Annotated in this window: 21 protein-coding genes; 18 read left to right on the top strand and 3 right to left on the bottom strand. The window is 36.0% G+C overall.

All coding sequences use genetic code 11. The features are described 5' to 3' along the window. Positions 1–52: 52 nt before the first annotated feature. On the bottom strand, positions 53–1,162 hold the full coding sequence (locus BN1546_RS26090; RefSeq protein WP_090739307.1) for a hypothetical protein: 1,110 nt from the start codon (positions 1,160–1,162) through the stop codon (positions 53–55). 129 nt (positions 1,163–1,291) lie between these two features. Next, a complete protein-coding gene (locus BN1546_RS26095) occupies positions 1,292–3,529 on the bottom strand; it encodes an AAA family ATPase (protein WP_090739308.1) in 2,238 nt (745 codons plus the stop codon). Between the two features lie 218 nt (positions 3,530–3,747). Here BN1546_RS26095 and BN1546_RS26100 point away from each other — a divergent pair, with 218 nt between their 5' ends. After that, entirely contained in the window at positions 3,748–4,788 is a 1,041-nt protein-coding gene (locus BN1546_RS26100) for a tyrosine-type recombinase/integrase (RefSeq protein ID WP_090739309.1), read from the top strand. 349 nt (positions 4,789–5,137) lie between these two features. On the opposite strand, the gene BN1546_RS28345 is transcribed toward BN1546_RS26100, so the two are convergent. Then, entirely contained in the window at positions 5,138–5,893 is a 756-nt protein-coding gene (locus BN1546_RS28345; RefSeq protein ID WP_255305638.1) for a hypothetical protein, read from the bottom strand. Between the two features lie 315 nt (positions 5,894–6,208). Between BN1546_RS28345 and BN1546_RS26110 the strand changes: the two genes are divergently transcribed. The 17 genes from BN1546_RS26110 (at position 6,209) to BN1546_RS26180 (ending at position 16,232) form a co-directional block, all read left to right on the top strand. Beyond that, entirely contained in the window at positions 6,209–7,183 is a 975-nt protein-coding gene (locus BN1546_RS26110; RefSeq protein WP_090739310.1) for a ParM/StbA family protein, read from the top strand. Next, positions 7,167–7,730: a hypothetical protein gene (locus BN1546_RS26115; RefSeq protein ID WP_090739311.1), complete on the top strand. Its 564-nt coding sequence runs from the start codon at positions 7,167–7,169 to the stop codon at positions 7,728–7,730. Before BN1546_RS26110 ends, BN1546_RS26115 begins: the two co-directional genes overlap by 17 nt. A gap of 299 nt (positions 7,731–8,029) precedes the next feature. After that, a complete protein-coding gene (locus BN1546_RS26120; protein WP_255305639.1) occupies positions 8,030–8,524 on the top strand; it encodes a hypothetical protein in 495 nt (164 codons plus the stop codon). A 392-nt stretch (positions 8,525–8,916) separates the two neighbouring features. Further along, entirely contained in the window at positions 8,917–10,065 is a 1,149-nt protein-coding gene (locus tag BN1546_RS28350) for a hypothetical protein (protein WP_255305640.1), read from the top strand. 971 nt (positions 10,066–11,036) lie between these two features. Beyond that, positions 11,037–12,095 carry a hypothetical protein gene (locus BN1546_RS26130; protein WP_255305641.1) on the top strand — a complete coding sequence of 353 codons (1,059 nt, stop codon included), beginning with the start codon at positions 11,037–11,039 and terminating at the stop codon, positions 12,093–12,095. Positions 12,096–12,151: 56 nt separating this feature from the next. Beyond that, positions 12,152–12,307, top strand: coding sequence for a hypothetical protein (locus tag BN1546_RS27510; RefSeq protein WP_176702380.1), 156 nt, complete (start codon positions 12,152–12,154; stop codon positions 12,305–12,307). 28 nt (positions 12,308–12,335) lie between these two features. Then, positions 12,336–12,629, top strand: coding sequence for a hypothetical protein (locus BN1546_RS26135; protein ID WP_090739312.1), 294 nt, complete (start codon positions 12,336–12,338; stop codon positions 12,627–12,629). Beyond that, complete coding sequence (locus tag BN1546_RS26140) at positions 12,622–12,963, top strand: hypothetical protein (RefSeq protein WP_090739313.1); 342 nt, start codon at positions 12,622–12,624, stop codon at positions 12,961–12,963. Before BN1546_RS26135 ends, BN1546_RS26140 begins: the two co-directional genes overlap by 8 nt. Before the next feature lie 127 nt (positions 12,964–13,090). Next, entirely contained in the window at positions 13,091–13,480 is a 390-nt protein-coding gene (locus tag BN1546_RS26145) for a hypothetical protein (RefSeq protein ID WP_090739314.1), read from the top strand. Between the two features lie 84 nt (positions 13,481–13,564). Beyond that, positions 13,565–13,810, top strand: coding sequence for a hypothetical protein (locus BN1546_RS26150; protein ID WP_090739315.1), 246 nt, complete (start codon positions 13,565–13,567; stop codon positions 13,808–13,810). Positions 13,811–13,887: 77 nt separating this feature from the next. Continuing rightward, entirely contained in the window at positions 13,888–14,151 is a 264-nt protein-coding gene (locus BN1546_RS26155) for a hypothetical protein (protein ID WP_090739316.1), read from the top strand. A 180-nt stretch (positions 14,152–14,331) separates the two neighbouring features. Next, positions 14,332–14,547, top strand: coding sequence for a hypothetical protein (locus tag BN1546_RS26160; RefSeq protein WP_090739317.1), 216 nt, complete (start codon positions 14,332–14,334; stop codon positions 14,545–14,547). A gap of 37 nt (positions 14,548–14,584) precedes the next feature. Beyond that, a complete protein-coding gene (locus BN1546_RS28355; RefSeq protein WP_255305642.1) occupies positions 14,585–14,719 on the top strand; it encodes a hypothetical protein in 135 nt (44 codons plus the stop codon). 64 nt (positions 14,720–14,783) lie between these two features. Continuing rightward, positions 14,784–15,158, top strand: coding sequence for a hypothetical protein (locus tag BN1546_RS26165; RefSeq protein WP_090739318.1), 375 nt, complete (start codon positions 14,784–14,786; stop codon positions 15,156–15,158). A gap of 33 nt (positions 15,159–15,191) precedes the next feature. Then, the gene (locus BN1546_RS26170) at positions 15,192–15,431 is read left to right on the top strand and encodes a hypothetical protein (protein WP_090739319.1); all 240 of its coding nucleotides are present in this window, start codon (positions 15,192–15,194) and stop codon (positions 15,429–15,431) included. An 88-nt stretch (positions 15,432–15,519) separates the two neighbouring features. Next, positions 15,520–15,831, top strand: coding sequence for a hypothetical protein (locus BN1546_RS26175; RefSeq protein WP_090739320.1), 312 nt, complete (start codon positions 15,520–15,522; stop codon positions 15,829–15,831). A gap of 83 nt (positions 15,832–15,914) precedes the next feature. Beyond that, positions 15,915–16,232, top strand: a complete 318-nt coding sequence (locus tag BN1546_RS26180; protein ID WP_090739321.1) for a hypothetical protein — start codon at positions 15,915–15,917, stop codon at positions 16,230–16,232. Positions 16,233–16,339 lie beyond the last annotated feature (107 nt).

The raw sequence follows: 16,339 nt of genomic DNA on the forward strand, positions 1-16,339 counted from the left end.
CTTCGGCATTCTTACACTCCTACATATCTAATAGAGATAAGAAAGAAGGGTTTTACACACTTTTGGCAACACTATCAATTTGGTACTTATCTTTTCTGCAATTTTTACAGATATTTCTCAATCCTGACTTCGATCTCTTATTAGGACTGAAATACTTTTTCGTGGAAAGATAGTTATTTTTACAGCAGTTACAGGTTTTATACTCTCCACGAAGGGCATATGTATAAATCCAATCTTCACGCTGTTGCTTATATGTTTCGGTAATCATGCTTGGTATAGTTTCTCTCGTCATTTTACTCAATCGAGGTTTGGTCATTTTTATATCGTGCTTCTCTTTTAGGTCTTCAATCATTTCGTCGTATGATTTGCCTTCCACTTTCCAAAGGAATATATCTTTTAGGTAATCTTTAAAGTCTGTCGCTTCAACTAACTCTTCGAATGCGAATATGATGATCTTCATATATCCGAATGTGTCATCGTAGGAAGACTCTTTTAGATCAGCATAATCCTCAACGAGTACTCTCATCACTTCTACATCATCAAAGTTAATGTAAGAAAATCTATTGTAATCTGGTTCTGATTTGCTGATATTCTGGAATCGAATATAACCCTTTAACTCATTCTTTACAGCAATCTCGTCTTTTTGGATATCTGTTCTAATCCATTTCAGTCTCTTGATTTCTGGAAGAGTTAACTTTCGACCATTTGTACCTATACCAGAATCAATCATTGAGGTAAGAAGTCTAATGGACTCCCCTGTCTCAGCCAGTTCAGGATACCTCTCTCTATCTCTGCCATTCACTTTGATCTTAGGTGTCTTAATGATTGAGCGATTCGTCTCTTTCCGAACCTCTCTTACTTTCATCAGTTTTTCAATAGAAGCTTCCCTATTATTGTTTCTCTTTTGGCGGTAATCAGTAATCGTATCCTCACTAGCATCACTGTCTTTAGCATATAATAAGTAACTAGCGAGAGATTCAAGGTCTTTGGCAACCCTTGTGTTTTCACTCAGTAACCCAGTTTGACTAACATGAGGATTATAATGATAATCGTAATATTCAACGAGCATTTCATCATTTTCCTCCACCAACTTTTTGACCAATTCCATTCTTTCTTCTATAGAAACAAGTGTGTAATCCAGACTGTCAGACAGTTTATTCATATATTAAGCACCCCTCTTGGTGTTGTATTATTCTCTACATTTATAATTATAGTACTTTCTTCGGCACCCGCAAACTCCCCTTAAAAAGTTTTTTATAAAAGTAGCCACTCAAAAAGAGTGGCTACTTTCTTAGGCACTTTTGAGTAATTCAGGTAAGAATGTTTTCCGCTTGGTAGACTTGTTTGTGTCAACAGAATGTTGTAACGCTTTAAGTTCGATAGGCATGAACAGGAACTTACTTGCTCTTGTCATGGCTGTATAGGTCAACTGGCGATTCAGAAGCACATAGGATGAGTAGTCCATTGCAAACACCACATACTTCCATTGACTACCTTGGCTTTTGTGTACTGTAATCGCGTATGCGAGGTCTAGCTTGCTCATCTCTGACTTCGTGAATCTAATGTCGCCTACGCCTTCAAAGTCAATCACAATCTCTCCAGACGCTTCTCCATCTTGAATGAACGCTGTGTCAATATATTTAATGATACCAATCGTTCCATTAAACACACCCTTGTCATAGTTGTTACCATTAAGAATGACCTTATCTCCTTCAAGGAAGGTAACATTTTTTCTCTCAACTTTATTTCGAGAGTCTACATCATCGGGGTCTTGATTAAATAGCTTCTGACAAGCTTCATTAATATTCTTTGCGCAGTTTATTCCTCTGGTCTTCATCGGAACAATGATCTGGAAGTCGAGAATATCGCCATTAAATTTCTTGGCAATCGCCATAACTCTCTTAAATACATCTTCATCATTATCATATGCATATGTCCACAAGTCTTTTAGTTCTCCAAGTTTCTTGTGACCATAGTCAGAGTTAGAGAGGAACTTCTTCCCTTCTCTCACCAAATTCGCACAAGACAAGATACCAGACTTTTGCGCCTGACGATGAACGATTGTAAGTTCAACCTTTGGAACTTTATTGCTTGCCAGCAGATCAACGAGTACATTACCAACTCCAATTGGTTCAAGCTGTGCGGTATCTCCAGTAATGATTAGCTTCGCCCCATCTTTAATCGCTCTCACTACATAGAAGAATAGTTCAGAGTTGACCATAGACGCTTCATCGAGGATGATTATATCTTTAGGTAGATGATTAAATTCATCAAATGTCCACCCAAGTTTAGGATGATATCCATAGAGCCTGTGTATTGTGTATGAGTCTAGTCCAGTAGATTCTTGGATTCTCTGACTTGCTTTTCCTGACAGAGCGCATGTAGCATACTCTAAACCCTGTATCGACCTCAGCACTTCAACAATACCTTTGATTACAGATGTTTTACCTGTACCAGCCTTACCATTTACGATCAGAATATTATGCTCAACAGCATAATTGATTGCTTGCTTCTGCTCTGCTGTGAATGGGAAACCTTGTTTCTTTTCTACATTTGCTATAATCTCTTCCAAGCCCTCAATCTTATGTTCGAACTTGGCTCCAAGAATACGGACAACATTATCTTTAATCTTCGATTCATACTTATAGTATTCTCTCATATAGATCATGTTGTCATCTTCTGCAATCATGTATTTCTGTGCCACAGCTTCTTCCAGCAGAGCATCTTTAATGCCATTAATACTTAATCCTAATAACTTAATGGATTCGTTGATTAATGTGGTTAACTTCATCCATGAATGACCATTGCCAGCTTCTTCGTTAAGAACATATTCAGCACATGAAGTGATTCTATGTTTCGATTCCTTTGACACCCCCATGTTTAGAGCCATCTCATCAACCTTCTTAAATCCAAACCCTTCAACCTCAGTCAAGATGTAAGGGTTTTTGCTGATCTTATCTATAAGAAGATCAGGGGAGCCGTACTTGTCCGAAAGACGCTTCACGGCGCTGTATGGAATGCCATACTCACCAGTAAGCTTTATAATTGCCCTCTGGTACTTCTCATTCTCTATGATCTTCTCTTTGATCTTTGCTAGTGTGGTGTCTCCTATACCCTTTACTATACTCAGATCAAGTTTATCATCCTTGATTAGATCAATGAGATTGGCATCTGGATAAGCATACGTTAGAGCTTTCACTTGAAACTCACTTAATATAGTAGAAAGGAATGTTACCTGTTCTTCTAATGTAGTGAATTGTTTCATATAGATCAGACCGACTTCGTAACCTACTCCGAACTTAGGGTCTTTCTTTCTGGAAACCTTAGCTGTGTAGGTCTTCCCTATCTGCAAGTCAGGCATGTTTCCTTTTAGAGTTATATTCCCATATGAATTTTGTTCTACTAAATCCCAATTTCCCGTCTCCACTACGTTCACCGCAAATATGCCGAAATCATTATATTCAGCAAACGGTTTAGGATAGACACGCCGTTCAGGAACGACGACTATCTCAAACTGTTCATCAGACATAAAAAACCTCCCCAAATATTCTTTAATATTATTATAGTACTTTCTTCGGCTCCTTGCAATATTTAATAAACTTCAAGAGTGTCCAAAACCGTCCATTTGTTTAAAATAGTTTAAAACATTTAAAATAGTTTTATATGTTTTAAAGTTTTTTGTTGACTCCTAAAATTGGAAATGATATATTGTTCACATAACAGTTATGTGAAACGGAGATGATACAAATGAGTAACTTGGCACTAGCAACAGTTGATAACGTAGCATATACATATGATCATAAATTTGTTTCTTTTTTCAAGGAGTACATCAAAGGTCAACGATCAGTAAACACAGCCGACAACTATAGAAGAAGCATCAAGCAGTTCTTCGAATTTACTTTCAAAAAAGAAATGGATTATGTACGTTTGAGTGATATTGAAACTTTGACAAGTCTGGAAGCTTTCACATATCACAATCATTTAAAAGAACAAGGATTAAAGAATGCATCTATTAAAGCTAAAATTGAAGCGGTTGGAAGTTTCTTGGATGCTCTGAAAGTAGACTATCAACATATCAACAACAATATCTTTGACAACTTGAAATTGGATAGCGCTGATTTAGATCGGAATGGATATGGCAACTTGGAATGGGATGAAGCGTTTATCTTTATCGAATACGCTCATATTGAACAAATGGAAGGAAATCAGATGGCTATGCTTTTAAAGCTGGCTTGCATCTCTTCTATTCGATTGGAAGCCCTGCTCTCTCTGACTTGGGAAGATTTTCGAGTGAAAAACGAAAAAGGTGTAGTGGTTAATTACATTGATAAGGTCGATAAACAAACCAGACACAAAACTCCTGTATCTGATAAGTTGTATAATGAGTTGAGAGAAATGCTTGGTACGGAAGGTAAACTGTTCCCGAACCTGTATAAACACAAAGTAGGAAAGTTTTTGAAAGAGATTTTGGCTTACTTTGAAATTGACCCAAAAAGAAACATTAAATTTCATAGTTTTAAGAAGTGCGGTGTAAATAGAGTATTGGAGCAAACAGGTGATCTGACGAAGGCTCAGATTCAAGGAAAGCATAAATCTATCATCACTACACAGAACAGCTATGTAGCACTTAAAGATGATCTTACGTTAAAGCCTTCCTACACATTGGACAACGATGCAAATGTTATTGATGAAATTAAAGACTTATCTCATGAACAATTAATCATGGCAATATCTCAGATGAGTAATAGCGCACAGCATGAATTACTAAGAATTATCAATAAAGGGTAGCCAAGCGGCTACCCTTTAAAAGTGAAAAACCTAAAAGTAACAAATTTCGCACCCTTTATAATTTGATAGTATATTTATATTATATAATCTATAATATATATTAATATATATTAATTCTATTTATAAAGGCGGCAGAATTTGTTACTTTTAGGTTTATAGTAATATTTGGGATATTCAATGGAACTAAAGAAAGTACCGTACATCAATTCTAAGGCATTTTATGGCTCGTATAAGCGATTTTTGTTCTCACCCCTCCAATGACTACACTTGCGTCCTCCGAGAGCGTACACACCAAATTCCGTTTGTCTGGTAGCCTGTTAACACATACCCAACTTCATGGTTTCTCAAATCACACTGAATATAATTTTTGAGTCTTGTTGTTCAATGTCACCTTTGTACTTTGAATTAAAGCTAATTGTTCAAGTCTTATCATATATGATTGGATGGTTCTTTCACTGCAACCTACCATTTTGGCAAGTTCCTCGTTTGTGATTCTGTATTTTGAGAACTTATCGCACATCATACTAATGTATCCAAACAAATATAATCCAACATGTCCAAGCTTCCCATCGTTCACAATGGTAATGAACTGATTCACATCAATCTTATGTGTATTCTGAAACGAATAGAATGTCCCTGTATAGTCTTCCCCATCAAATCTCGCCATTCCTTTGATTGGTTCCTTGACGCAAAATCGTGGACTATGATTGATTTCTAGGTCAGGTATCTTCTTTCTCAATTCCTTTATAAGACCAAACTCCAAAATGCCATCATGCATATAATAAGCTACTGGATAATCAGTCGTTGTCTTTGTGTAGTTCATTTCATCCAATATCCCATCGGATTTTGTGATGTAAGACACAGATGATTTATTCGTTGTAAAAACCTTTATTATATTTTGTTGGCTGTACTGCTCTGTCTTACCATCCCCATACAGAGTGTTTCTGTAAATATAGCAAGTCAGATAATAGTAAGCATATGCAAAGCACTTGTGGTTAAAACTTTTGAAATCCGCTTTAGCCAAGTCTTCGAATATTTCATTCGGCATCTGGACATTAACGCATTCACCAACATTGAGCCATGATTCCAAAGCAACTTTGTCCATGCCACTCCCCCATTCTTAGTAAATATAAATAGTACTTTATTCAGCACTTATAGTCAATCCTAAAAGTAACATATTTTTCTCTTATTTAAAACCTTTAAGTCATTTTAAACCTTTAAAACCTTTAAGTCATTTTAAAGATTTGAAATATTTTTAACCGTTTCAAAGCTTTAATACATTTAAAACATTTGCAGCTTCTGTCGAACTTTGAACTGTTTTAAATGTTTAAAAGGTATTGCCAAGCAATGGTTACTGTGGTAACATGCTAAACAGATAGATTAATCATACAAAGCTGAATACAAGAAAGGATGAACATGCATGGCACAACAAGCAGTTAGAAAAAAGAGCGAGCCAAAACAACCTGTCGAACCAGTAAACATTATCGTGGAGGAAGCAGAACCTTCAATTGGAATCATTGCAGTTGATAATGGAGGGTTTAACACTAAGATTCTTACACAAGACATGGACAAACCTGTCATTATGTCAAGCAAAAAGGGATTTGGTAGCAGTTATGACCCTTTTGGCACTGCGAAATATCCTGATGGTACATACAGAGTGTCTTGGAATAACAAAACCTACTTTTTCGGATTGTTACTGAATAGTACAAGAAGACATTTATCCAGTTTCACTCCAACTAAATCCACTGACTACTTCGTTTTGTCTATTCTAATGGGAACTGCTCTTTATGGATATGATATTAACTATCTCATCACCACTACTCCATACTCTCGCTATAGTGAAGAAGAAATGAGTTTGATCATTGGTAGACTGATAGGCGATCATGAGATTAATATTAATGGCTCTATTTATAAATTCAAAATCGAAGAGTGCTATGTAGCTCCAGAAGCCATTATTGCTAGTTATGCTATTAAACCTTGGGGAAAACACAGATGGGTTGATTTAGGTAGCAGAACTGTTGGATTCGGAACCACATTTGGAGATCAAGATACTGGATTCTTCTACCCTATTTGGGATGAATGCGACACTATCGAAAAAGAAGGATTGGACATTAGAAGTGTCTTAGATAAAGAACAGGATGAATTAAAAGAATACGTTAAGGAATATATCGAGAACATTTACAATGAACTCAGTCCTTTCTTTGATGATAACGACCCAATGACGATCTTCGGCGGCGGTGCATTAGTGCCAGAGATTGCAGAAGAGATGAAAGTGCGTTTTCCTAATATGGATGTCGCAGAAGACCCACTTACTATTCAGGTTCGCGGTTTGATGGAGTATGCATTAACATCAGATGTGTATGGAAGTGATGAAGAATATGTCGAAGAAGAATAGTAGAAGAGAGAAATGGAGAAACATTACCCTTAACCAATCTAATATTGATGAGTACCTTCTCGATCTGATCGAAGACACCAAAGGTCAATACATCACGCAAGGAGTCTCCTTTAACAAGGATGACTCGTTGCAGATGGGGTTATTGAAACAATCCATTCTCGATCATAGTTCTTTTAGTGGATTAGTTAAACATTTGTTGACCATATACTTCTCTGGTCAGCCTATACAGTCTCCCAACTCTAGTTCTCACTTTCCAATTTCTTTCCATCGTACTCGCGATATTCAGACACAAAATGAGGTTGTAGAATCCACACCTGATCACAAGGAAGTTTCAGCGATGCCTACTACTCCGAAGATCAATCCTGCGTCTGTAGTAGCAGCGACTAGAAAGAGTTTGAGTAGTCCATCAGTTGAGATAAAGGTGGATAATACTCCAAAACAACAAAGACAACCTGCGAAACGAATTGCTCCAAAGCGACCTTCTGGTGGTGGTTTTTTGCAAGCCAATCCAAATGCAAAACTACCAACAGACCCCTCCGCTAATTAAGTGGAGGGATTATTTTTTAAACCGTACCTTTTAAACGTTTAAAATAGTTTAAAAGTATTTAAAACCTTTTATAATGTTTAAAGATATTTTAAAAGAAAAAGTATTTTTTCTTGCATATTTACACCATTTTGATGATGTGCTACAGTTAAAAGTATATAAAAGACTAAAAATTACATGTTTTCGGCACTAGAATTGCACCGTCTATTCTGGTGTCATGTTGACCTTGTGGTTATTTAGCAATGATCGCACCTTTAAAACAGTTTGAAACATTTAAAACCTTTTAAAATCGAGGTGGTTGCATGGGAGATATAATCCACGTTCCACATGAGTTATCCTTTATTCTTTATAGCGGCATAGGAGATAGGATTGAAAAGCTTATAAAAGCACATGAAGGCGGCTATTGGAGCGATAATACTTCTCAGTCCTATTTAGGTCTGCGCGTTGCACTAGATTGGTACACGGAAAATTGCGTTCTATCGTCCTATCATTTAGAGGAAAGATATAAAAAGTTATCAGAAGCCATAGAGGGCAAGTACTTTCTTTATGATTACTACAAAAATTACAGATTCACTTTGCGATACGATCTAGGTGGTATTACAAAAGAAGAAAAGAACCGCCTTGTATCCATAAAATCACTGCCAAAGAAAGCAGAAGAAGGATTAGTATTTAAATTCGATGGACTCCATGTGCGTATAGTGAATGTCTACCCTAATATAGACGAAGATTATGGATCATTCATTGCAGAGTCATTGACTATTACCGAGTTGTTAAAAATGCGGAAAGGAGAAAATTAGGCAAAAAAATACTCCCATCGTATTACCAGTACGATAGGAGCATCCAAGTAGGTAAAGCAAAGGGTCGTCCAACCCATATTAAATACGATAAATCACACAAAGCTACGAAAGGTTTAATTTGTTTTAAAAACCTATGCGATAGCCTTATTAAGCTATCTCTAATTATAGCAGACTGTGATAAAAATGCAATACCTTTGAGAAAGAATTTAGGTAAATTTTTCATTTTAAACGTTTAAAACCTTTTAAACTCTTTTAAATTACCTTTAAACTCTCTTAATTTGCATTAAAAATCGTGTTTAAAATGTTTAAAAACCTTTTAAATCGACTAAAAATGCTCGATTTTTGCCTGAAATCACTCAAAATGGGCTAAAAATAGATCAAAAACACCCGAAATGACTGATTTCCTATTTGGAAGTGTCTTAAACACGCCTAATTACGACTATATGGCTAAAAATCGTAAGATATCAACCCTAGAGTTTGACTATCTGGCTCATATGGAGCCTTATATACCCAATGCAGATAGAAATGGCTATAAAGACCTTAAATACTCCCTTCTGGACACTATAGAAGGTGTATTTGGCGATAAGTGGTTCAATTTGAAAGATTCAACGAGACAGGCGATTGATTATATCTGTTTCCTATCTCTTGAGCGTGGATTTATCTATGCGAGTCCAGATCATATCGCTAATAAGTATGGTGTTGCTCGATCTACTGTATATGAAGCTCTGAAAGTACTCAGAGAGCAAGATATACTCTACAAAGCGAACAGATGTTCTAAGAAACAAAACGGCTTAGGATGTGCTGTACACTTCTTCACTATACATCCATATTTTTCACATATTATTGGTTACTTAAACCTTGATTGGAAACCGAAGGAGAAAGCTGATCGGAAAGCTGAAATCGCTGAAATCCCTTGTGGGACAAGCGCTCCAAGCAATTTTGAGGATGCTACCTTGTCTTTACCTTCTCAAGACCTTGAAAAAAGAGATTTACATATTAATGTGTCTGAGACTCATTTTGAGAACACGCCTATAATCAAATATGTTCCAAAGGAGATTAATGCATTATATGCTGGTATTTTCAACTTTAGACTACGTTTCATCTGGCAGAAGATTACGCAAGCATGGAAAACTATTAAACATGCTTCTCTTGATCGTGCCTATCTTCTTGAAACTGGTACTAGAATCATTAAACGTATCTATCAGATTTGGAAAGACAAAACGCATCAGAATGCGGAAATGACTGTTGATGAGATGTGTGCCTTTGCTTATAAGGCTACTAGAGATTCGATCTATAGCACTCTTGCTACAGAGTATATGCAAGACTATGACTCTGAGGAAAATACGCTCATGAGTGAAGCTGTGCGCTCTATTCCTGAGTTTGAAAAGATTTGCTTGAGCATTTATCCGAATTATAATTATAAGGCTGTCAAAGAGCATGTTGTAGGCTGCATTGAATGGGCATATCGTATGATGCGTCCAGAATCCATCAAGAGGATCGTAGCGAATTACGACAAGTATTCCTCTATCCTCTACGTGTGAGCTGCCACATCTGCTCTATGACGATCTTTGCGCTCTAACGAGTGTAAGAGATCATAGCAGCTTCTTGTCTAGCAATCTATTATCATTATTGCCTGTAGTAGATAGGTTTATACATCGTGGAATAGATTTATTTTTGACCGCTATCGCATTCCTGTAGATAATGACAGGTGTCGATAGGTGTGTTTTGCCCTATTGGATCACCAGAGACGATAGAAAGCCTCTCTAAGGCTCTAGGAGGGATTCTAGTATATTTCGACTGGTGTTACGACAGGGCTTTATCGTGGCTACGAGAGGGTATTTTAGCGCTCGTCGGCTCGGTTAGGTGGTCTGGTTGCCGTGAGTATGTGTTCGACAGTTATGTAATGGTAATTTTTGGTTTTCAACTGTAAACCATGCCCCCACCCTTGTCAATCCTTTTCACATAATTTATGTTATGGGAAAAGTGACCGTTATTTTTTTCTGAGCGTTAAAAACATTTCTAACTCTAAACAGTTTTAACCTAGTGCAGAAATGTTTCTTTAAGGAAACTTTTTGTCATGACTAAAATTGTTTGAGCTTTGTCTAAATTGTTTCAATAAAAAATATTATTTAGTTGTCTTCAAAAATGTTTCCTAAGAGAAAAACTTTTCATCTTAAAAAAATTTTTTTCGCATCGCTCATTAATTAACAAGGGCGCGCGAACGCAAGTATTCTACCTGACTGCTAACTATCTCACTCCAAACCTCACACACCAACACCCAACACTCCAAACCTCACTACCTCTCACACCTCACACAATGCCACCTAACACATTCCATCACCTAAGCCTATCCATCCTATTCAAACCTATCTTTTAACGCTTAAATGCAAAGCAAAAAATATTTGAAAAACATTCAATTTACCATTTTATGGACTGTACTTATTTCGGTTCCTATGATACAATAAGAATGTGGTTGAGGGACTACAACTAAAAGGAAAAGGTGGTTAACACAATGGTAAACATTAAAAGTAAATCCGCATTCTTTAAAGCGGTAAACATGGTATCATCTAAAATGGAAGGTGACAGAGCCGCACGCATGGCACTAGCTCATGCAATCGTTTCTAATTGCAGACTAACAGAAATAAACGAACTGTTCGAACGCGAATCAATGACTACACTTGTGAAGCTGGTAGTAACAGCAGGTATCACACCCGAAACAGTTGAAGAAGCTAAACAAACAAAGAAACCTAAACAAACTTCCAATGAGCCAAAGAAAGTACAAGCTAAACGTAAACAAAAAGTAATAGCTCCAGCCGAAAAGATTGTATATACTGGATTACCTGATAGCATGAATGAGTTTACAAAGGAACAACGCGAAACAGTGGAAGGGATCATATTGCGATACATAGAGAACGCCAACAAACAAGAAGGCGCACATATGGACGCGCAACGCTTCAACTATATTGATGGTATGAACGCACTAACAAACGTTACATCAATAGAAGACTTACAAGCGGTTATGGTTGCGTACTTCATGCGTGACTATGCAAGGAAAGTAATTAATAAGTATTTAGAAATGGGCGTAGGATACAAGAAGCTGAACACATCTAAAGCCCTTGAGAACATCGAACAAAAGCAGTCTTATATGCAAGCATCCAGTAATAGAGGTAATATCCAAGCATTCGATGCGGACGATATCCTAAATGATCTGATTGTTGATGCATATCGCCTAACATTTAATGAATCTATGTTTGATAATACAGGTAATGCACTGACAACAATATTTTACCGCATATCTAACGTTATCCAAGTGAGAACACGCGAATTGCGCAACCAAACCAAAGTAGTAACAGCCAAAAAACAATATATCCAAGAAGAAGGCGCATCATACAGTACAGAAGAAGAAGCTTTACAGATGGCGGTTGAAATGGGTATTTTCACAGATGCAGAAATGGAAATAATTCAATTGCGTGTAGCAGGATTTAAAAAGAACGAAATTGACAAAATGTTTGGGAAACGCACTGATAGAACTTTTAATAAAATGGAACAAAAATTTTATAAAGCAGTATAAAAAAGTGTGGGATTCTCTCGCGCATCCATATAACTAATATACAGGAGGGGAAAATAATGAGCCTACAAGAAACTTTAGAAAGAGTATACCAACAACGCAAAGAAGCCCAAAAGAGAAAGCCTAAATTGAACATTCGCGGCGCGGTTATCATGACCCAAAAAGAACTAGCTGCTTTAAATAGACGAAATTCAGAAATGTTTATTGTGTCCTAATACAAAACAAAAAACGGAGGGAATTAAAATGACACTATCAGCGAAAGAGCTTGTTAAAAAAGCATGGAATGGCAAACACACTTGGAAAGATGACTATACAGTCAAAGTGGGGAAAATCAACCGTAATGAAGCGTATGAAATTGTATATCAACCTAGCCATGAAGAGTTTGACAATCCCTATAAACTTTCTATCGCTAAATTGCAAGACGATTCGACAGTACAAGGGGAATATCTTGAACATTATAACAGCTTAGATGCTGCAATGAATGTGGTTGAACAACTCAAAAAAAATAGCAAACAGGAGGAACAAAAACATGTTTAAAAAGTTCATTATTGCAATGCTTCTAGTCGTATCATTCATAGGTGCAACACTTCAAGAATCAGCAAACGCATATACCACAACAAACGAAAGAATCGAATATACAGACACTATCAAAATCGAAAATGCTTCATATAGTGAAATAGATGGAGTGTTCTATGTATATACAGTCAAGGATCAAACAGGTGGCTTTTGGGTTATGGACTTTGAACCGCTAAAGGGTGAAACGTTAGAACAATTCAAAAAGCGCGTCATAGGTCGCTATCTGATTGTTAAATATTTAGATGATGTACAAACAGAAGACGAAACAGAAATAACAGGGAAATATATTTGGTGAGAATGGGCATACGCTCATTCTCTTTTTTTGATTTTAAAATGTCGTGCTAAAATGAATTTAGCGTGTGATTTTAGGATCAAAACATATAACTATATATGAGGGAAATAAGTATAAAGGGGATAAGATAATGAGTAAATTTATTAAAGTGGAAACCAGTTTTAAAGTAGGTTCAATGAATAGCATAGTGGGAACATTTGAGATGAGTAGCAGCACCTTTGACAATGATATTAGCAAGTTAAAAAAGTTTTTAACATATGCATTTAATGATGAGCATTCAAACGTGATCTGTGACATTCAAGTGTGGGACGACAGTTATAAAGTAAATGATAAAGAGTCTGTAAGGATAATACATGACTGGTACAATAACAGCTTTGACGAGCGAACGTATAATGAGCTTGAAAAATCATATTCGAATAGTCTAGTCAGAGACTATGGAACAGAAGGTAATGCTAAAAAGGAAATGAAAAAGCGCATTCTCAAGTTAACCAAAGAGATAAACAACAAAATACAAAATTAAATTTATACGAGTGTGGGATTTTATTCCACACTCGTATAACTATATATGAGGTAAAAATACATAACATAAGGGGAAATGAAAAAAATGAAAACTGTACAACAACTCGCACAAGCTAACAATGATAAAAAGATTGGTAGTCACCAAGTGAAGTATTCTAAACAAGAAGAAGGAACTAGATTCTTTATATACTATAACACCACAATTTGTACTGTGGATGATGTGAACAAAACATTTAGTATTGATGCAAGCTATGGCACACAATCCACCACACGCGCATGTAATGCCTATCGTAGACACTTTTTAGATGAGGGCTACAGTGAAATTGTATAAATCATTTAAAAGGCGTGGGGATCGTCTCGCGCCTTTATATTAGCATACATAATATAATCAAAGGGAGTTTTTAATATATGTTGAAAACTATGCTTTTACTCAAGGCTTTAATTTCTTTTGCTTCTACAATTGAAACAGAAGAATATACAGTGACAGACACACATATTGTCCAAGATGGTTATACATTTATGAAGTCTGTCAACCTCACAGAAGGTACGCAACTATGGTTTACCGCTGATAATGTAGTAGGTGACAATAGACTTAAAGTTGGCGATATAGTGACAGGTGTATTTAATGATGAACGCTTAAATGAGGATCAATTTTTTGTATATAAAAATTAGTTGAAGGTTAATTATTAATAACACACATGTATAGGCGCGTTAGCTACGCGCCTTTTTCATGCCTGAAAACATGTATCAAACTCATTTTGGTGTGTGTTTTTGTGCTTGAACCAAATAACTATATATTGAGCTAATAGAATGAATGAAAATAAATAAAATAATATGGTGGTGTATTAAGTAATGGAACGTATAGAGTTTTTAAAAGGTGTTATTGAAGGAATGACAAAAAACTGTATAAAGTCTCTTCCCATTAAGCAAAATGACTTAGAGCCTGTCAAAAGTATTATAGCGGATAAAGAAGATAGAGATTCTTTCATAATTACAGATAATCATGGTCGCCTTACACTAAAATATGAAAACAAGAAAAATAACAGAATGACGCTTTTTAGTGAATGACATATCAATACACCATATCATTTAAGGAGAATTTTACATGAAGTTTAAAAATAAAATTGATGTTTATTTTGATCTGCAAGGTGATACAGAAGGTCAACTCTTATATTATGGTATGATCGGTGTTATGGTGTTTGTTATGGTAGGTGGTACGCTTGGGAATCTTTTAAATTAGTGTGTGATTTTATCATTCACTTGTATAATTATATATGAAACCAAAACAAAAGGAGACAATTCACATGTTTAAATCATTCAACGAAATCACGGAAGCAATCAAGGCTGATAAAACATTACCATTCAAAATTATCGTGGAAGGTGAAACATATTTCACAGTCGAAGACGCAGAAGGATTCCGCGCATACATGCAACTTGAAACATTGGGATTTAGCAAAAGGTTTGAATATGCACTTTCCTTGTCGTGTAGCACTGTCCACAAGCCAAACAGAAAGACAGGTTCAGGGCGTAAAGGCGTAGAATGTCCACCTGATTCCACTTTGGAAACTATCGTTAATTGTCTAAACAGAACACTTGATGAATCAAAGCGACGTATCACATTAGGACAAGAAAGAATGGATACACGCAAGCCGCACGAAAACGGAAAATATTTGGTTTAATGTGTGATATTCTTATAAAGGATGGTGTCTCTAATGACTGTGCAATTAAAAAAAATAAAATTAATAGATTGGGTTGAAATAACTAAACATGTAACAGTAAAAGCTGTTTATTATGTTGATGGAACATGTGAATGTGCTGTTATGACCAAGTGGTTTAAATTTGATGATTGGTCTATTGAAGAAGATTATGTGAAGCCGAGAAAAAATATGAGTCCTATGGAAGTGTATGGTTATATTGAATATGAAGTGAAGCCAGCATATTTGGAAAATTGAATTTAAGCTTATTTTAAAGAGCGTGGGAAACCGCGCTCTTTTTGTATAACTATATGTGGGAAAATAAAACGGAAAAGGATGATAGATAATGGCAGAAAAACAGATCGTGAAGGATTTTGAAATGAACAAAATGAGAGTGGAAGTTAAAATTGTTTATGACTTAGGTGGAATGAACTACTTTACATCCAATGTTGATGCACGAGGTTATTATGTGCATGTTCAACCATACACCGTAGAAAAACATGATGGTTATAGCATGAGAAAGATGTTGGGGTTTAGCGGTGTAAAAATGCTTCTACTAGAAGTAAATCGTAAATCAGCTAAGAAGCTACAAGAAGCAGTAAACATGGTGAGCGATGAAATGATTGATACAATGGTAAAACAATGCAAGTTTGAATGAAAAAAATGGGGATGTGTGGAATTGCATCCCCAATTGTATAACTACAATCAAACAAAAAACTAAACTGAATGGGGATATATAAAATGAAAACATCTACAAACAACACTAACAGAAACGCTAAGGCTTCTTTTGAGGAAATGCTACATAAGGCATTTGGATTAATCGAAAAAAAGGCTCATATGCAAATGGTGGTTCTGGAAGCGGTAGAACACATTCACGAACAACTGCACAAGAAGTTCGACATTGTGTTAGACACAAAACTAAACATCATAGAATGTCCATGCCCGAAAAAATGCGGATCAATCAAGGTGTCAGTAATATTTACAGCTATGACATTTACGCCAGAAGGCATTGGAATGCATGAGGGTGAAATGTCGGGTATTATCATGCCGAAAAAATAATAAAGCATAGCCAACTACGGTTGGCTAGTTAATTCAGCACACAAGCTTTCCCTCTTATTACCCTTTTCCGCTTGTGTGCTGAATTAACTATATGGCTTTTAAAATTA

The sequence above is a fragment of the Paenibacillus sp. Mc5Re-14 genome (assembly GCF_001049835.1).
In the GTDB taxonomy this organism is placed as follows: Bacteria; Bacillota; Bacilli; order Paenibacillales; family Paenibacillaceae; genus Paenibacillus; species Paenibacillus polymyxa_C.